16 protein-coding genes are annotated in these 18544 nt (G+C 38.7%); 2 read left to right on the forward strand and 14 right to left on the reverse strand.

What is annotated here, in order from left to right; translation table 11 throughout:
- Nucleotides 1-44 precede the first annotated feature (44 nt).
- From rny to A5880_RS06840, 3 genes are all read right to left on the reverse strand, one after another.
- Nucleotides 45-1601, reverse strand: coding sequence for a ribonuclease Y (gene rny / locus A5880_RS06830; RefSeq protein ID WP_086330962.1), 1557 nt, complete (start codon nucleotides 1599-1601; stop codon nucleotides 45-47).
- A 257-nt stretch (nucleotides 1602-1858) separates the two neighbouring features.
- The gene (gene recA / locus A5880_RS06835; RefSeq protein ID WP_086330961.1) at nucleotides 1859-2908 is read right to left on the reverse strand and encodes a recombinase RecA; all 1050 of its coding nucleotides are present in this window, start codon (nucleotides 2906-2908) and stop codon (nucleotides 1859-1861) included.
- Between the two features lie 107 nt (nucleotides 2909-3015).
- On the reverse strand, nucleotides 3016-4263 hold the full coding sequence (locus A5880_RS06840; RefSeq protein WP_086330960.1) for a competence/damage-inducible protein A: 1248 nt from the start codon (nucleotides 4261-4263) through the stop codon (nucleotides 3016-3018).
- A 179-nt stretch (nucleotides 4264-4442) separates the two neighbouring features.
- Between A5880_RS06840 and A5880_RS06845 the strand changes: the two genes are divergently transcribed.
- Nucleotides 4443-5456: a hypothetical protein gene (locus A5880_RS06845; RefSeq protein ID WP_086330959.1), complete on the forward strand. Its 1014-nt coding sequence runs from the start codon at nucleotides 4443-4445 to the stop codon at nucleotides 5454-5456.
- 51 nt (nucleotides 5457-5507) lie between these two features.
- Here A5880_RS06845 and A5880_RS06850 read toward each other — a convergent pair whose 3' ends face one another.
- From A5880_RS06850 to A5880_RS06860, 3 genes are all read right to left on the reverse strand, one after another.
- Complete coding sequence (locus tag A5880_RS06850) at nucleotides 5508-6131, reverse strand: NAD(P)-dependent oxidoreductase (RefSeq protein ID WP_086330958.1); 624 nt, start codon at nucleotides 6129-6131, stop codon at nucleotides 5508-5510.
- Between the two features lie 77 nt (nucleotides 6132-6208).
- On the reverse strand, nucleotides 6209-6622 hold the full coding sequence (locus A5880_RS06855; RefSeq protein ID WP_086330957.1) for an Rrf2 family transcriptional regulator: 414 nt from the start codon (nucleotides 6620-6622) through the stop codon (nucleotides 6209-6211).
- A 91-nt stretch (nucleotides 6623-6713) separates the two neighbouring features.
- On the reverse strand, nucleotides 6714-7553 hold the full coding sequence (locus A5880_RS06860) for a helix-turn-helix domain-containing protein (protein WP_086330956.1): 840 nt from the start codon (nucleotides 7551-7553) through the stop codon (nucleotides 6714-6716).
- Between the two features lie 168 nt (nucleotides 7554-7721).
- On the opposite strand from A5880_RS06860, the gene A5880_RS06865 reads away from it, so the two are divergent.
- Nucleotides 7722-8903, forward strand: coding sequence for an MFS transporter (locus tag A5880_RS06865; RefSeq protein WP_179190448.1), 1182 nt, complete (start codon nucleotides 7722-7724; stop codon nucleotides 8901-8903).
- A gap of 68 nt (nucleotides 8904-8971) precedes the next feature.
- On the opposite strand, the gene A5880_RS06870 is transcribed toward A5880_RS06865, so the two are convergent.
- From A5880_RS06870 to A5880_RS06905, 8 genes are all read right to left on the reverse strand, one after another.
- On the reverse strand, nucleotides 8972-11866 hold the full coding sequence (locus A5880_RS06870) for a hyaluronate lyase HylB (RefSeq protein ID WP_256924835.1): 2895 nt from the start codon (nucleotides 11864-11866) through the stop codon (nucleotides 8972-8974).
- A gap of 426 nt (nucleotides 11867-12292) precedes the next feature.
- The gene (locus A5880_RS06875; RefSeq protein ID WP_086330954.1) at nucleotides 12293-13096 is read right to left on the reverse strand and encodes a gluconate 5-dehydrogenase; all 804 of its coding nucleotides are present in this window, start codon (nucleotides 13094-13096) and stop codon (nucleotides 12293-12295) included.
- Between the two features lie 15 nt (nucleotides 13097-13111).
- The gene (kduI, locus tag A5880_RS06880; RefSeq protein WP_179190447.1) at nucleotides 13112-13954 is read right to left on the reverse strand and encodes a 5-dehydro-4-deoxy-D-glucuronate isomerase; all 843 of its coding nucleotides are present in this window, start codon (nucleotides 13952-13954) and stop codon (nucleotides 13112-13114) included.
- A 13-nt stretch (nucleotides 13955-13967) separates the two neighbouring features.
- Nucleotides 13968-14975: a sugar kinase gene (locus A5880_RS06885; RefSeq protein WP_086330953.1), complete on the reverse strand. Its 1008-nt coding sequence runs from the start codon at nucleotides 14973-14975 to the stop codon at nucleotides 13968-13970.
- A 4-nt stretch (nucleotides 14976-14979) separates the two neighbouring features.
- Nucleotides 14980-15624, reverse strand: a complete 645-nt coding sequence (locus A5880_RS06890) for a bifunctional 4-hydroxy-2-oxoglutarate aldolase/2-dehydro-3-deoxy-phosphogluconate aldolase (RefSeq protein ID WP_086330952.1) — start codon at nucleotides 15622-15624, stop codon at nucleotides 14980-14982.
- Nucleotides 15625-15648: 24 nt separating this feature from the next.
- Complete coding sequence (locus tag A5880_RS06895; RefSeq protein WP_086330951.1) at nucleotides 15649-16455, reverse strand: PTS system mannose/fructose/sorbose family transporter subunit IID; 807 nt, start codon at nucleotides 16453-16455, stop codon at nucleotides 15649-15651.
- The gene (locus A5880_RS06900; RefSeq protein ID WP_086330950.1) at nucleotides 16442-17233 is read right to left on the reverse strand and encodes a PTS mannose/fructose/sorbose/N-acetylgalactosamine transporter subunit IIC; all 792 of its coding nucleotides are present in this window, start codon (nucleotides 17231-17233) and stop codon (nucleotides 16442-16444) included. Before A5880_RS06900 ends, A5880_RS06895 begins: the two co-directional genes overlap by 14 nt.
- Before the next feature lie 279 nt (nucleotides 17234-17512).
- Entirely contained in the window at nucleotides 17513-18439 is a 927-nt protein-coding gene (locus tag A5880_RS06905; protein WP_086330949.1) for a PTS sugar transporter subunit IIAB, read from the reverse strand.
- Between the last annotated feature and the right edge of the window lie 105 nt (nucleotides 18440-18544).

The raw sequence follows: 18544 nt of genomic DNA on the forward strand, positions 1-18544 counted from the left end.
AAAAGAAGCAACTTGCCCTGAGGCGTTGCTTCTTTTTATATTAGTTATTTCGCATAATCTACCACACGTGTTTCCCGGATAACGGTCACTTTAATGTGTCCTGGATAATCTAGGTCGTCTTCGATTTTCTTACGAATATCTCTAACTAAACGTACAGCTTCTAAATCTGTGATTTCATCTGGTTTGACCATTACACGAACTTCACGTCCAGCTTGTACGGCAAAACTAGATTCAACGCCTTCAAATCCATTAGAGATATTCTCTAGATTTTCTAAACGGCGAATGTAATTTTCCATTGACTCGCTACGAGCACCAGGTCTAGCTGCGGATAAAGCATCTGCTGCTGCAACCAATACAGAAATAACAGAAGTTGCTTCGACGTCCCCATGATGGGATGCGATCGCATTAATGACTGTTGCATTTTCTTTGTATTTAGCCGCAAGCTCTGCACCAATTTCTACGTGAGAGCCTTCGATTTCATGATCTAGGGCTTTACCGATATCATGTAGTAAACCAGCACGTTTAGCTAATTGAATATCTTCGCCAATTTCAGCGGCTAAGACACCTGTCAATTTAGCAACTTCGATTGAGTGATTCAATACGTTTTGACCATAACTTGTACGGAAACGTAGGCGACCTAAAATCTTGATCAAATCAGGATGTAATGTGTGAGCACCCACTTCAAATGCTGCTTGCTCCCCGTATTCACGAATACGTTCATCCATTTCTTTACGAGATTTTTCCACCATTTCTTCAATACGAGCTGGGTGAATTCGACCATCTTGAATCAATTTTTCAAGCGTCATACGAGCAATTTCTCTACGAATTGGATCAAATCCAGAAAGTACCACCGCTTCTGGCGTATCATCGATGATCAGATCAATCCCTGTTAAGGTCTCTAATGTACGAATGTTACGACCTTCACGACCGATGATTCTTCCTTTCATCTCATCATTTGGTAAACTAACAACCGAAACGGTTGTTTCAGAAACTGAATCTGCCGCACAACGTTGAATCGCTAGAGAAAGTAAGTTCTTAGCTTTCCTATCTGACTCTTCTTTGGCACGTAGCTCAGATTCTTTAACCATTACTGTTAATTCATGACTTAATTCTTCTTCTGTTGATTTCATGATAATTTCTTTTGCTTCGTCTTTAGATAGTGAAGCAATACGTTCTATTTCTTGGTGTTGCTTTTCAACTAGTTCTTCTACATCTTTTTCTCGCTCATCAATTAATTGCTGTCTAGCACCAAGTTTCTCTTCTTTTTCTTCCAGTGAGTTTTCACGTTTTTCAAGAGAATCATCTTTACGATCTAACGTTTGTTCTCTTTGTAATAAACGATTTTCTTGAGCTTTAAGTTCTACTTTGTTTTCTTTCAACTCACTTTCAATTTCTGACCGATACTTCTGGTTTTCTTCCATAGCTTCTAACAAAGCTGCTTTTTTCAGAGTTTCTGCTTCTTTATTAGCACTTTCAATGATACCTTCTGCAGAAGACTTTGCACCATCTATAGCCTTTTCATGACGTGATTTTGCAACGACTAACCCTAAACCAAGACCGACAACTAAACCGATGATAGCGAGGAGAATTTCTAAACCCATTGTTTCCACCTCCGTACTATCTTCAAATTTTCAATATTCATGTAGTTTTCTGATAAACTATAATCAATTATCAATATGCCTACTTGCATACGTGTATTTGCACACAACTTTATTCTAATGTTTGTACACCAGTGTGTCAACTCAAAAAAGCCCTTTCTGGTGAAACTGTCCTGTACGAAAGAAGAATGATTACTATAAAAAAAGCAAACCAATGAAAAGCGGCCATCCGCTCTTATCAGTTTGCTTCTCAGTCTATATTACTCCTCATCAAGAGGAAGTTCTTCTTGTCCTTCTTCAACTTCAACAACTGTTGTTCCATCACCAATGCCATATGCGTCACGAACACGTTTAGACACTTCTTCGACCATTTCTGGATGTTCCGTCATGTAGACTTTCACATTCTCGCGTCCTTGACCGATTCGTTCTTCTTTATAGCTATACCATGCACCGCTCTTGTCAACAATGTCTTTTTCGACAGCCATGTCAAGGAGTTCGCCTTCTTGAGAAATCCCTTGACCGTACATAATATCTACTTCGGCAACTTTAAATGGCGGAGCCACTTTATTTTTGACTACTTTAATTTTTGTGCGGTTACCAATAATATCTGTGCCTTGCTTCAATTGTTCTGCTCGTCTTACTTCTAAACGAACAGTTGCATAGAACTTCAATGCACGTCCCCCAGGTGTCGTCTCTGGATTACCGAACATAACGCCGACTTTTTCACGAATTTGGTTGATGAAAATCGCAATCGTCTTCGTCTTATTGATTGAACCAGAAAGCTTACGTAAAGCTTGTGACATCAAGCGTGCTTGCAGCCCAACGTGACTGGCACCCATCTCACCATCAATCTCTGCGCGAGGCACTAGAGCCGCTACAGAGTCAATAACGACTATGTCAATCGCGCCACTGGAAACCAACGCATCTGCAATCTCTAATCCTTGTTCACCAGTATCTGGTTGGGAAAGTAAAAGTTCATCGATGTTTACACCTAATGCCTGTGCATACTGAGGATCTAAGGCATGTTCTGCATCAATAAATGCTGCGGTTCCGCCTTGTTGCTGTACAGAAGCAATCGCGTGTAACGCAACTGTTGTTTTACCAGAACTTTCTGGGCCATATACTTCGATGATCCGTCCTCTTGGATAACCACCTACACCTAATGCAACGTCCAATGCTAAAGAACCACTTGGGATAGTCGAGATCTGCTGATCAATCTTCTCCCCTAATTTCATTACTGAACCTTTACCAAAGTTCTTTTCGATTTTTTTTAATGCGGCATCTAAGGCCACTTTACGATCATCTGCCAATCGATAATCCTCCTTATATATAAACGATTTAAATTCCTTTTCAATAAATCTATCATAACTGGTTTATTTAAAAAAAGCAAGCAAAAAACGAACAAACATTCGCCTTTTTATTTTTTCTTAGTTACTGCTCTGCGGATTAAATCTAGACCCTTCATTACTGCACTTTGACGGATGTAATTGCGCTCACGATTAAAATGGTAGCATTCAGCCACGGCAGGTTGTCCCTTTTCTGCCAAACCGATCCAGACGGTTCCGGCGGATTGTCCTTCCAGCTCACCTGGGCCTGCAACACCTGTAAATGATACAGCAAAATCAGCGCCTGAACGATTCCTTGCTTGTTCTGCCATTGCTATTGCACAAGCTTTACTGACAACTCCTTCTTTTTCAAGTAATTTCTGATCGATACCTAAAAATTCCTGTTTAGTTTGTGCAGAATAGGTAACAAATCCTCCTTTGAATACCTCTGAAACACCTGCTACGTCTCCTAATGTGCTTTGAAAAAGCCCCGCAGTCAGACTCTCTGCGGCTGAAACAGTTTTTCCATGTTCTTTTAGTGCTTCGACCGTTACCTTTACTAAACTGTTGTCATCACCATATCCATAAAAATATTCACCAACTTGGGTCATAACTTGTGCTTCAAGAATATCTAGCAGTTGTTTACCTTGTGCTTGATCTACCACTTTAGCAGTCAATCTTAGTGTCACTTCATTTGGCTTGGCATATGGCGCAATGGTTGGGTTCGTCTGGGTATCGATTAATTCTTTTAGTTCCGTTACTAATTGTGATTCTCCAATACCATAAAACCGTAAAACTCTAGAAATGAGCTGTTCTTTTTGCGGGAAAAGTTCTTCTAATAATGGCAGGGCATGTTGGGTAAACATTGGTTTTAATTCATTAGGCGGTCCAGGTAGCAATAGATATGTCGTCTCTTCCACAGTAATAAGGGTACCTACAGCAAGCCCTGTTGGATTTTGAACAGCAATCCCCCCTTCGATCATCAAGGTTTGTCTTAAATTGTTCTCGGTCATTTGATTTTTTGAAAAGGCAAAAAAGTCATGAAGACGGTCTAACGCCTGCTCATCTTGAATGAGCAAATGGTCTATATGCGCCGCTACGGTATCTTTCGTCAAATCATCATCTGTCGGGCCTAGGCCACCACATAATACAATTAAATCACTCCGCTTTTGCGCCTCCATTAATAGCTGTTCCAAACGCCTGGGATTGTCTCCTACCACCGTATGATAGTATACTTCGATTCCTGCATCTGCTAATTTTTCTGATAGGAAAGTCGCATTTGTATTGACAACTTGACCTAATAACAACTCTGTACCAACTGCAATAATTTCTGCTTTCATTTTTCTCCTCTTCTCTAATAAAATACGCAAATGGTTCTGATTTCATTTTATCACAGGAATTTTTTTGTAGCTGTATAACAGCTCGATTTACTTTATATTTCAAAACGGCGAAATTATTATCATTTATATAATAATATGATACAATTTGTATATTAATACAAAAGGAGGAAAAAAGAAATATGGTTGCATTTATTTCATTAATAAGTTTTTTCGGCGTACTAATCGGAGGATTTTTTTCATTGAAAGCAGGGTTCAAAAAACAACCGAAAAAGCAGGCATTACTTTTAACTGGGATTAGTTTTGTTGTAATGATCGGAGCTGGCTTGGCGTTACCAACATCTCCACGTATTAGCATCGCCGAAAAAGAAGTCGAAACAAATGATAGAGGAATCGCACTAATCGAAGGAACGACCAATGACCAAAGCAACATCACCCTCGATGGAAAAAAAATCAAAACAAACAACGGCGAATTTTCATATGAAGTAACTTTAAAAGACGATAATCCGCAAAAACTAACTTTTGTCGCGTCAATCGGTGATAAGGATAAAGTTGAAACAATTGAAGTCAAACCATCAAAAGCATTCATCGCCTTTTTAAATAAAGAAAAACAAGAACAAAAAACACTAAAAGAAGCTGAAACTGCTCTAGTTTTAGCTGAAAATAAACCCACGCAAAAAAATTATGATGAAGCTGCCACACGCATCACTTCGTTAACGAAAGAACAAGATGATTTTACTAAACGATTAGCAATCGTAAAGGAAAATGTACCTATTCACGAAGCCGTTGAATTAGCAGAAACAAAACAAACAAAAGAACAGGTGGATTCTGCAACTGCCTTAGTAGCCAAAGCGACCTTAAATAAATCTTCCTTATTAAAACGGTTAGAAACGGTCCATCAAAAAATCACTGAAAAAGAAAAAGTAGAAAAACAAATTGCCTCAGCCCGTGCTGCTGTTGAAAAGGCAGAACAAGAAGCACAACAAGCTGCTATGGAGCAACAACAAGCCCCAGCTGCCGCTCACACCCCAGAAACCCCTGCGCCAAATACACAAGGCACTGAAGAAATGGTTTTAGTGACTCGAACAGGAGAAAAATACCATAATCGAAAATGCGGAAATGGAACATATACGCCCGCTACGCTAGAAGAGGCCCTAAATAGAGGGTTAACTCCTTGTTCTAAGTGTTTCGGCTAATCAATAAAAAAAGAATTTCCCGTTTTATCAGGAAATTCTTTTTTATTTGTTTTATTGATGTACACTAAAACGTTGGTTAGGATGTGCATTTTTTTCAATTTCATCCACCATTGCAATTGCGTAATCGGCATAAGAGATATAGCTTTTACCCTCTTTATCCGTTTCTAATTCTTCTCCAGCAGCAACATAGCTTCCCGTTGCTGGACCTTGTGCATCAAATTCTGCTGCTGGGCTGATATATGTCCAATTAACATTTTTAGTTGCTTCTAATAAGCCCAATCCTTTACCCATCGCAGTTGCTAATGGTTGGTATGCTTCAGGAAAATCAGGAGTTTCACTTAAACGTACAGTATGTTCAGGGTTTACAAATAAACTTCCTGCACCACCGACAACTAATAAACGCGTTTTTTGATTAGTTAAAATATCAATCAGATGTTGTGTTGATCCTGTAAATTCATTTACATCACCCCAGAAACCTAAGGCACTGACTAAAACGTCAAAACCTTTCACATCCTCTGTTGTTAAATTGTAGACATCCTTTTCAATTACTGGTGTGTCATCTGTCATTTTTGCAGCGTTACGAACAATCGCAGTAACCTCTAATCCACGTTTTTTTGCTTCATTTAAAATCGCTGAACCTGCTTTACCATTTGCTCCTAAAATTGCTACTTTCATCTTTATCTTCCTTCCCATTAATGAAACTTTTTTTGTTACATTTAAATCTAAAAAGAGAAGAGACACATCTACGTCTCTTACTGCTTCATTTGATGAATTACATCAGATAAAGCAATTTCTTTCAATTCTGCTTCCATACTTTGCTGAACCTTTACATATTGTCCTTCTAAAGCCGCTTGAATATTCGCCCCTACGAGACAATTGGGATTAGGATTTTGGTGAATATTAAATACTTCATGGTCTAATTCAACTGCTTGGTATATATCGTAAAGGTTGATTTCTTCTGGTTTTTTTAGTAAATATGTTTGAGTTGCGCCTCTGCTTGTATGAATGAGTCCAGCTTTTTTTAGCTTGCTCATCAATCGTCTGACAACAACTGGATTGGTATTTACACTTGATGCGATCAATTCAGAATTGACACGATCGGGTGGTCCGATTTCGATCAAACTGAGAATATGAATCGCAACACTTAATTTCGTTGACATGGCCATGTCTATCACTCCAACTCTTAGTAACATCATAAGTTACATTTAAATCTTACTGCGATTGCTTGAAAATGTCAACAGATAAACGCCGACTATTTTAATTTGTATATGTAACGCTGGAGCGAACCAAAGAGTCATAACCCAATTCAGACAATAATTTCATTAGTTCACTATAGGTATGATCTTGATAGCTTATATTTTTTCTATGCAAAATTTTTTCAATAAATAAATCGCTGACCAATTCTTGATAAAATTTATTTTTTTGCCGAGCAAATTGTTTGGATTTATTAAAGTAAATAAATGCTTTTTCAGGTAATTCTTTGGCCAAAAATAATTGACCTAGATTTAATGACAAATGAATTTTTATATTATTTTCTTTTGTAAAACCGTCATATTTTGTAAATTCCTTGATCGCTCGATCATACAGAAAGGTTGCTTCATCTATTTCAAATAGTTGAATAAAATTATTCAACCGTCGAAAATCCTGAAATAGCCAGTTTTCTAAATTAAGTAATATCGGACGCATATAGGCCGCAATCTCCTCTTTCGTCAAAAGCGAAGATAATTCGTTCTCAATTAACGTCAGTTGGGAAAGTAAAAACAATTCATAAAACCCTTTACTTTCGTGTTTGTTTTCAGCAATTTGAGCGGATACTCTCAGCATCTCTTCTTTGTCTTGATAGTTTTCTGCGCGAATTAGTTGTCCGTAATAATACTCATACCGGCTAGGTAAAAAATCCCTATGAATATACATAAATTCATCTAGAGTTACCAATAAGCGATCTAGTAATTGTAAAACCTTGTCAAAACTAGGGATATATAATTGGTTTTCAAAGCGTGAAAGATTCGATCGACTCATGATTCCCTTACATACTTCCTCTTGACTGAGACTTCTAGACAGTCGAATCCGTTTAATCGTTTGCCCAAAATGTGTCATTGTTTTCCTCCTAATTTAAAAGCGAAGTGCTTTTCCCCCGTCGTTCATTCCGCTCTCTGCTTTTTCTTTTTTGAAGTAGGCTACACACAAAATTGTGCGTATACGCAACAAAAAAAGCACTTTATTTTCAACATGATACCATACCTATAAACTATTTAGGAGGCTATGATGATAAAAAAATTAAATGCGAACATTCGTGTCCTACTTTTAGGAACGTTATTTACACGAACTGCTTGGTTTATGAGTATCCCTTTTTTGGCCATTTACTTATCAAATGAACGACACTTTTCCCCTCTGCAAATTGGTTATATACTTGGTATCAGCCCTTTGATCAACGTTTTATGCAGTCCTTTAGGCGGGTATTTAACAGACAAAATAAATAAGCGAATAATTCTGACTTATACGCCAATCTTGTGGGGATTTGTTTTTATTTGTTTCTTTTTTGCAGAATCTTTCATTACGTTTTTACTATTGAATGGGGCTAACGGGTTGTGCTATGTTATTTTTGAACCGTCTTCAAAAAGAGCAATATCTTTCTTTTCTCCACCCGAGCAGCGAATTATCAGTTATAATTTCCGATATGCTGCACTGAATATTGGTGCTCTTGTAGGCCCTCTATTAAGCTTACTTTTTGCTGCTAAAGATTCTCTGTACCCTTACTTGTTATTAGGATGTTTCTATATTATTTACGGATTTGCTAACGGGCTTGTTTTGAATTTCTCTTCTATCGAGACGGTAGTTTCAATAAAAACGTCACCCAAAACACAGCGAATAGCTCATAAAAAAGTTTTGCCGTTTGTCCTTGTATTAGCAGGTGTTAGCTTTTCTTATTTTGGCTATTCACAATTTAATTCAATCGTTCCGCAATTTTTTTCCAATAGCCAATTGTTTGAATCAGGTGTGACACTGTATCATTTCCTTTTAACTATGAACGCTGGCACGATTCTGCTATTGCAGTTTCCTGTAGTACGATTTACAAAAGGGATTTCATCTTACGTTCTTTTAACTGTTAGTAATGGTTTATTTGGTGTCAGCTTGTTTTTACTACCTTTTGCGGCTGATTATCCTTTTATTATTTTTTTGGTCGTACTCTCCTATAGTCTTGGTGAATTATTGTTAGGGGCACGATTTGACTATTTGATTGACTCACTTGCACCAAACAGTAGCAAAGGATTGTATTTTGGGTTAGCTGAGCTAACGAAATTAGGCAGTTCACTTGGCCCTGTGTTAGGCTCTTATTTATTCAGTTTCTTTTCTATTAATGGGTATTTCCAACTGTTTTTAACTCTTGGTCTTATCACATTAGGCGGCATTCCATTTATACAATTGAGTTCACGGTATTCCAAATAAGAAACGACTTTTAGCTTATCTTTCCTTCGGTTAGAAGAAAAGATAGCCAAAAGTCGTTTGCTATTCTTTTACTCTACAACAATCTGTTTACTACTTCCCCCTGTATTTTCAAAACGGAGTGTAAACATTTCTGTGGTTTCATCATAAGTGATCCCTTCACTCATCGTCAAAATCTTAGTGAAATCCTTCGGTAATTTGACTGTCATTACAACATTTGATTGGGTTGGATCTGATAGTACATAAGTTTTCTTTCCTTCACTGGTCTTTTTAAGCAGAGAAATAGCTTTATTCGATGATATCCCCGCAATGCTGCCGCCAGTGTCTTTCCACATATTTACCCCCAGATAGTTGGCTTTTTTCAATTCAATCGCTTGAATAGCTGAGGAGTTTTCTAAAATAGTCACTGGTTTTTCTGCTGCGTATGCTTTCAATCCAGCTTCATCAATCCCTGGTAGTGTCACATAGGCATAGGTTTCATCTGTAGGATTTTGCCCGTGATTAATCACAAACTTCCGGTAATTTCCTGTGTAGATATCGTTACTCGGAAAAGCTTCATTAATTTGTGTATAGCTTCCTTGGCGAACTTCACTAGTTACATCAACTGTTGCGTTTTCTGGGAAGTAGTACCCGATGTTTGCATTTTGATGGTCTGATTGTAATAGTAGCCATTCTTTATTACTACGCTCATTTTCTTGCTGAATCAGCCCATTGTTTGACAATACTTGATAGGTATACTGATCATTTAACAAGCGGTTATCAACAATCGTTTCAATTGAAGCGGTCGTGTTCCCTTTAATCCCAGCTCCTAAGGCAACGATTTGACCATCTATTATAAACCATGATTTTTTCCCTTGAAGGTTCATCGGAAGTAGCGTGCCATTATTTTTGGTACCAGCTTTATTCAGCGCCATCCCTACGATAGCTTGATTATCCAAAGCTGCACCGCCAACCCATTTTTCTTTCGATGTGACGGTTGTAAAAGCAGATACTTCATCTTTCAAAGGGACTGTATCCACTGTCGTACCTGGTAACCGATACGGATCGATCGTTGGCCAGTAAGCTGAGTTGAACTGAACTTCATCATCATTGTATAGATACATCATCCCATCAGCCGTATGCCAGCCACGTTTGTTTTCTTTGTTTCCAGCTTCAAATGAAGACGTTCTACTAGAGTACATGCTTAGTCCGAACATATAATTCGGTGTTCTTTGGACAAAACGATCCATTGAAGCATACATTTTTGTGCCAACAAAAGGTAAGGTATCCCCAATAATTGAAGCGTCGTCTAATAAAGTCATGGTCATTTGTAAGTCATTATAATCTCTGGCATTGGTTAAATAATAGGCTGGATTTTCTTTCATCCAATGCTTCGCTGCTTCTTTAAATTTCTGCTGGTATTCTGCTGGTGCAAACTTAGAAACAATAAGTAAATTGTATAATGTAGTGGAACCATACCCCACCTTGGTTTTCGCTGGTGCTCTTGAGATGGAGCGTCCATTAACAAGCGGCATCATCTCACCTTGATAAATTAATGGGATAAACGCTCGATCCACACTTTCAACAAACGAGTGCACAATATCTGGTGCCATTTCAAATTTAGAATCTTTTGTGATGGCTAAAATTTGGCCGACACCTTTCATTAAGACATTCCCATACGAACCTGTATAGGGAATATTGTTGTGTTGGATAAAGGAACCATCTTGGTAAAAGCCGTCCCCTTTAGTCACTAATTTAAAAACATCAACGATACTACTGGATGCTTGACTGATTTTCCCTTCATTTTCTTGTAAAATCCCCAAAGCTAAAACAGTTTGAGCTAAGTCTGTCCGATTTGCTCCTGATGTCACAAAATTAGGAATAAAAGCTAAATCAACAAATGTTCCTTGAGTTTTCGTATACAGTTGTTTAAAAGGATCAGGCACATAGCCGCTGATTGCGGTTGTGTATTGTTGTTGTTTCGCTTGAGGGAGGGTATCACCAAGAATCATTAGAATACTGACAAATTTTTGCGGTACACCGATCTGCCAATCCCACCAATTGCCATGATATTTCTTCCCATCATATCCTTTTTTAGTGACCATAAAATCCAGTCCGTCTTCAATTGCTGCAGCAATCTGAGGATCATGATAAAACAGACTGCCCTTTGTGCCATATGCTAATGCTAATTTCTGTAATTTTGTAAATTGTGTCGTTAGGTCCGCGGACGGCGTATTTCCTTGTTCCAACGGCCAAAGATAGGTTCGATTTGGGTCTTTATTTAACGTTTGAAATAATTGTTCTGCTTCTTTTGAAAGGTTTTGTACGTAAGTAACAAGTGGTGCGTTCGTTTCATCATATTGGTCGGATACTAATTGGTTTTTCCATTTTTCTTTTAATTTTGCATAGTCACTCTCAGCATTTTCAACAGGAATACTTCCGACTGCACCACTACGCATAGAAAGAACGTTTAATTTTGAGAGATTTCCAAAAAGACGAATTCCTACATAGCCTTCCCAATCGCCATCGATAGACGCAGAGGTGTTAGGATAAATCACTTCATTATTTTCATAGAGCAATTGATCATTTAAAAAGGCTTTGATGCTTTTTCCTTCATATCGAATCATTAATTTGTATTGCTGACCTGAAATTAGTTTTGCCCCAGTGATCGTTGTAATCCACTTGCCTCCAGGTTGTCCTAATTGCCATTGCCCATCACGAGTATAGGCAAAAGACTGCCATTTTTTTGCGTCTTGTACATCCCCGCGAAAGACCACGCCAAAATTGGTTTGCCCTTCATATAAAAACGTATATTCAAGATCACCTGAGCTTTTTAGGCCAGCATCTTTATTTAGGGAAACAGATTCTAGATTTGTTCCTTGTTTGGTATTGGCAATTGTTAATCCGTTATTACCAATGGTTTTATTGGCATTCCCTATAGTATCTTGCCACTGGCCTAATTGCTTCGTAAAATCAGATTCATACATCGACCTAGTTGTCTGACTGCTTTCGTTTGTCCCTTCTGCAAAACTCTCATACCCCAAATCATAAGTAAAACTACCAATTAAAAGCGAACACCCAAGCGTAAAGATCATTTTTTTGCGTAAATTGATCATTTTTAGTCCTCCTTCTTTCATTGCATAACTCTTTACTTTTTTACGATAGAATAGTTAACACGAGAAAGCAAGCGTTTTCATCCAAGGTCGCTCGAGAGCGTCTGGGTCATAACTCTGCAAGTTATATCTCAGACACCCAAAATCCGAATAAACGGCGAGAAAAAAGCAGATCCTTCGGAAATAAGCTGGTATTCACAAAAATTTTTAAAGCAATTTTCGTGAATTCCCTCTTATTTCTCGGAGCTGAACACTTTTGTCTCGTCCTCTTCTCCTTTTATGATTAGTCCCTCTCTTTATTTACGGTTGTTTTCCAATATAAGCTAGAATACCGCCATCCACATATAATATATGTCCATTAACAAAATCAGATGCGCTTGAAGCTAAGAAAACGGCCGGACCTGCTAAATCGACTGGATTCCCCCAACGCGCCGCAGGTGTTCGACCAACGATAAATTGATCGAAAGGATGCCGTTCTCCATCTGCTTGTCTTTCTCTTAACGGGGCTGTTTGTGGCGTAGCAATGTAACCAGGTCCAATCCCATTACATTGAATATTGTATTGCCCATATTCTGACGCAATATTTTTCGTCAACATTTTTAATCCGCCTTTAGCAGCAGCGTAGGCACTAACGGTTTCTCGTCCTAATTCACTCATCATTGAGCAAATATTGATGATTTTGCCGCCACCTTTTTCGATCATGTCTGGAATAACCGCTTTAGCCATAATAAAAGGTGCATTTAAATCGACATCAACAACTTGTCTAAAATCGTCTGCTGACATTTCCAGCATCGGAATACGTTTGATGATTCCAGCATTATTGACCAAAATATCAATCGAACCAACCTCTTCTTTGATTCGCTGAACCATTGCTTGAACCGCCTGTTCATCCGTTACATCACAGGCATAACCAACTGCTTTAATTCCTGCTTCTCGATAAAGAACCAACCCTTTATCGACAGATTCTTGTGACAAATTATTAAAAACAATCGTTGCACCGGCGATAGATAGTGACTTGGCAATTTCAAAACCAATACCGTGTATTGCACCTGTGACCAAAGCGACTTTTCCGTCTAATCGAAACATATTCGTATTGAACTCCATTTTATTGCCTCTTTTCTATTTTAATTGGCTCATTGGAACCATATCCATATCTGTATACGTGATATTTTCACCACACATTGACCAAATAAAGGTGTAATCACCTGTTCCCACCCCAGAATGAATCGACCAACTTGGTGAAATAATCGCCTGTTCATTGTCGACAACTAAATGTTTTGTTTCATCCGGTTTTCCCATCATATGAAATACACGAGTGTCTTCATTGACATAATCAAAATAAAGGTACGCTTCCATCCGGCGCTCATGCGTGTGACAAGGCATCGTATTCCATGAACTGCCTGGTTCTAACACAGTATAGCCCATTTGAAGTTGGCAGCTTTCGCATACATTGGGATGAATGTATTGATAGATTCTACGTTTATTCAATGACAAAGCTTCCCCTGTTTCCATGGGTTTAATCTGATCGATACTGATTTTCACATTCGGATATTTATGATGTGCGGGAACACTATTCACATAGAATTTTGCCGGATTTTTCGGATCATCTGATTGGAAAACAACCTGCTTCGTTTCTTTTCCAATATAATAACCATCTTGTTTTTTCATCGCTTCTGTTTTTCCATCAATTGTAATGGAGCCAGCACCACCGATATTAATCACGCCTAATTCTCTGCGTTCTAAGAAATAATCCACGCCTAATTCTTTCGTCAATACAATTTCTAGTGGCTCAGTTGTCGGGGTCACGCCACCAAAAATCATGCGGTCATTGTGCGTATAAGTCAAACTGATTTCGCCGGGTGCAAATACTTTTTCTACTAAAAATTCTCTACGTAACTCTTCTGTTGAATAGTGACGGATATCTTCCGGACTATGGGTATATCTATTTTCCATCTTTTGCATGATTCATGCTCCTTTAACGTATTATTTTTCCTGAGTCGGCTGTAAGAAATGCCTCGACTTCTTTTGTATTAAACTGATTGCAATCACCGTAAACCGTATGTTTAAGTGCAGATGCAGCAGTAGCAAAATTAACTATTTTTTGAGGTGGTAATTGTTCTAATAAACCATGTAAAATCCCACCAGCAAACGCATCGCCTCCACCCACTCGATCAACAATTGGATCAATTTCATGAACGGCTGATTCATAGTATTGACCATCAAGCCACAAGGTTCCGACCAAATGATTCACACTTGCGGAGTACACTTCTCTTTTAGTTGCATAAAACCCTCGTACATTGGGAAACATACGCTGCATTTCTTCATAATAAAAAGCACTGTCATTTTCTTGCTCTTTTTGAAAAGGAGTGATTCCTAATAAATGTATTCCGTCTAATTTTCCTGCTGAACAGTAATCTACATACGGTAACAGTTTTTGTAACACAGCACCTGCTTCATGTTGGTCCCATAATTTACTACGATAATTACTATCAAAACTAACCAGACAACCTGCTTTTTTTGCTTGCTTTATTAGCTCAAGCGTCATCGTTTGCCATTTTTCAGATAACGCAGGTGTAATCCCTGAGACATGAAAAAGATCAACCTCTCGGAACAATTCAGCCACATCCCATTCAATCTCTTCCATTTGTGCAAAACTCGATCCTGCTCGATCATAAACAACCGACGCACCACGCTCACCTACACCTGTTTCCAAATAGTAAAGCCCTAATCTTGAGCCCCCTGTAAGCAAGAAACGAGTGTCTACTTGGTAACGGCTTAAGTGTTTTCGAGCCGCTTCTCCTAAAGAACTATCTGGTACTTTACTGGCAAACATAACGTCATGCCCATAATTCGCTAACGAAATCCCAACATTTGCTTCTCCGCCGCCATAATGAACATTTAAAGAATGACTTTGAGCTAGGCGATCTCCCGTTTGAGTAGATAAGCGCAACATGATTTCTCCTAAAGTAACAACTTTTCCCATCTGCTCATCCCTTGATTTCTTTTAATTTGGCTGCATATTGACGGGCTGTTTCTGTCACTTTTTCAAAATCACCCACTGCTGCTGGAGCTAGTAAGTCGCCACCAACACCTACAGTCACAGCACCCGCTTGGAACCAATCCGCCATATTTTCTAGATTGACTCCTCCTGTAGGCATTAAACTAACCTGAGGCATCGGTGCTAAAAAGGCTGAAAGAATACTTGGACCATAAGCACTTCCCGGGAACAGTTTTACGATATCGGCTCCACATTTTAACGCTTCTTTGACTTCTGTGATGGTCATACAGCCAGGCAAATAAGGAATTTGATATAAATTACATAGCTCAGCAGTCTGGGCGTCAAAACTCGGACTAACAATATATTCAGCTCCTGCCATAATCGCCAGACGAGCAGTCACAGCATCCAACACCGTCCCAGCTCCAATGACGATATCAGCGCGTTTACTATATACAGCCACTAATTCTTTGATTACTTCATCTGCTTGAGGAACGGTAAAGGTCAACTCGATTCCAGTCATACCGCCTTTTATGATCGCATGACTTGCTTGAAGCGCTTCTTCTTTGGTCGCCCCTCGAACAACCGCTACCACACCTGTTTTCTCTAAACGAGATAAAATAGTCACTCGCTTCATCTAATCACCTATTTTCTTAATTTGTTAACCTAAAATTCCAAAAGCACTCAAAGCGATTGAAAGAATCAAAATAATCCAAATCACTCGTGTAGAATTTAATTTCTTTTGTCCTAACATCCAGTACGTCAAAATAACCAATAAAATCGGCACCAGTGATGGCAAAATAGCGTCTAATGTATCTTGAATAACTAGCTCAACACCATCTTTTTTATAAACAAAAGGGACAGTTGCTTTGATAACTGATGGGATCAATGCACCAATTACGGTAACCCCTAAAACAGTAGCTGCATTTGTGAAGGCAGCCAATTTATCTTTCAATGTCGTAACTAGTTTTACTCCTTGTTTGTATCCCAATGGTAATAACGCCGCACGAGCAAACAACAAGGCTATATTGGCAATAATCCAGATCACACACCCGACAACAGAGCCACTTTGAGCAAGTGTCCCTGCCACTGAACCAAAAATCGTTCCCCAAATGACGTGGAATAAAGAATCCCCCACACCAGCAAGTGAGCCCATCAAAGCTGTTTTTAGCGCGACAATCGTATCTTTAGCTTTATAGCCATCTTCCTCTTCAATAGCTACATCAATCCCCATAATCAAATTCCCGAAAATCGCATTTGTATTAAAAAATTGATTGTGGGTACGCAACATATCTTGCAACTGTTTTTCATCATGTCCGTAGAATTTTTTCAAAACGGGTAAAATCCCATACAAATACCCCGAACTCATCATTCGTTCGTAGTTCCAATTTAATTGGCTTCCTAAAATATACCGCCAGCTGATAGCATTCAATTCTTGTTTTGTTAGTTTTTGATTACTCATCCCCATCAAATCCTCCTTCAAAGTTACTCGTACTAGAAGCTGTTTGTGTTACTGATTTATCACTATCTCGTTTAAACACAAGCATGGCTGCAACCATCCCGATAATCGAAACCCCTAACATCGGCACTTGTAAATACGCAGCTAAAAAGAAACCTAAAAGTAAATAAGGAATATATTGTTTAGTTGGCAAGTAACGAAGTAAAATTCCGACACCCACAACTGGCAACACACCACCGGCTGTTTTCAAACCAGTCATCAACCACTCTGGCGTATTTTCAGTAATTGTTGTAACAGCCGCATCCCCCACTAACAACATCAATAAAATCGGAATCGCACGAGATAATCCCCATAAAAAAGAACCTGATAACACTAAACGCGGAATTCGTTTCACCTGCATGTTATCGATTGCTTTATCCACTCGATGTAGCAGAAACACATTACAAAAACGTGCAACAACGTCTAATTGAAGCATCAATAACGACACAGGAACAGCTAAACCAATCCCATACTCTGCTCCTTTACCAGAAATCACGGCAAACGCTGTACCTAACACCGCCCCAGTAAAATAATCCGGCACAGACGCTCCACCAAACGCAGCAATCCCTAAACGCATCAATTGAAGCGTCCCACCGACCATCAACCCAGTTTTCAAATCTCCCATGATCATCCCAGAAATCATTCCGGCAATCGCCGGCTGTGTCAATGTATTAGAAATAAGTGAATCATTAATCGCAATAAAAGCATAAACCGTAATAAGAATAATTTGATACGCCGCTAAATGCATAAAATTTCCTCCTAATTTTAAAAGCATAGTGGGCTCGTCCAGTTCTGACTGAAAAATAGGAAAATATGTTTGTGACGCCTTTTGTCACAGGCAGATTTTATCTTTTTTCCGAAGAACTAGCCCGCGAAGCTAGATAATTTAAAAGCTGAACAGGCTCGACTGAAAAATAGGAAAATATGAGGGTGGCGTCACTTGCCACAATCAAATTTTATCTTTTTCCCGAAGAGCTAGCCTGTAAAGCTGGGTAATATAAAAGCTAACCACTTTCGTCCAATTCTTTTAACCTTTTAATTTCTTCATAAAATCAATAGATGGGTCATTCGGTACTAATTGAGCGGTTACATTTATTCCTTTAGCCGAAATAGCATCGAAAACCCCTTCTTCTGATTCTAAAACTTGAATACTTTTAGTGACCTCACGTGCCCCTTCTTTATAACTCATATTACCGACGTTCACGGTTTGAATTGGGCCGCCCGCTTCTATAAATCGTAAAACGTCTGTCGGATTTTTAAATAATAAAAATAAGCGCTGTTTTCCGTATTTCCCTGAAAGAATATTTTCAGCTGCCTGAGCAACAGGCAAAACAGACAATCGCATCGAAGTAGGCGCTGCCATTCGAAGTGAAGATTTTTGCAGCGGATCTGAAGCTGCTTCATCATTAGCTACTATGATTCGTTGTGTATCTAAGCTGGTTGACCAAATTCCTGCAACTTGTCCATGAATCAAGCGTTCATCAATACGAGTGTTGACGATGTTGGCTTTTCCGGCATACATGCTAAAATCATTGAGTTCGGTTTCTAAGTTCGCTTCTGAAATTTCTTGTTCTGCTTGGTGCATCCCAGCTTTCACGTCTACAATATTTTCCTTCGCTAGACAAATCAGTTCCTTTACAGCTACTTGTTGATTCACAACAGCTTCTATAACAATCGAAAGAGTCATTCCAGCAATGATTTCAACATTTTCTACATGTAAATAATTCTTTATCGCCACATTACAAGGTGTTCCGCCCAATAAATCTGCAATAATAAGTGTTGATCCGTTAAGGGCTTTCATTTTTTCATTTAACTCATTTTCAAACTGGATATTATCCCCATCCGGTCGCAATGAAACGGTGTGAACATTTGCTTGCTGTCCAACAATCATTTCAAGACTGACTTTAACACCTTCAGCCATCTCGCCATGACTTATTAACACAATGTTTTCCACTTGATTCCCTCCTAAAATGCAGGTTACCCCACTTAACATGTTATGTCTCTTACGAATATACTATAACACATGATAACTCATCCGTAAACCTAATATCTTAATATG

Origin of the sequence: Enterococcus sp. 4G2_DIV0659 (genome assembly GCF_002140715.2) — a bacterium.
Classification (GTDB): Bacteria; Bacillota; Bacilli; order Lactobacillales; family Enterococcaceae; genus Enterococcus_L; species Enterococcus_L mansonii.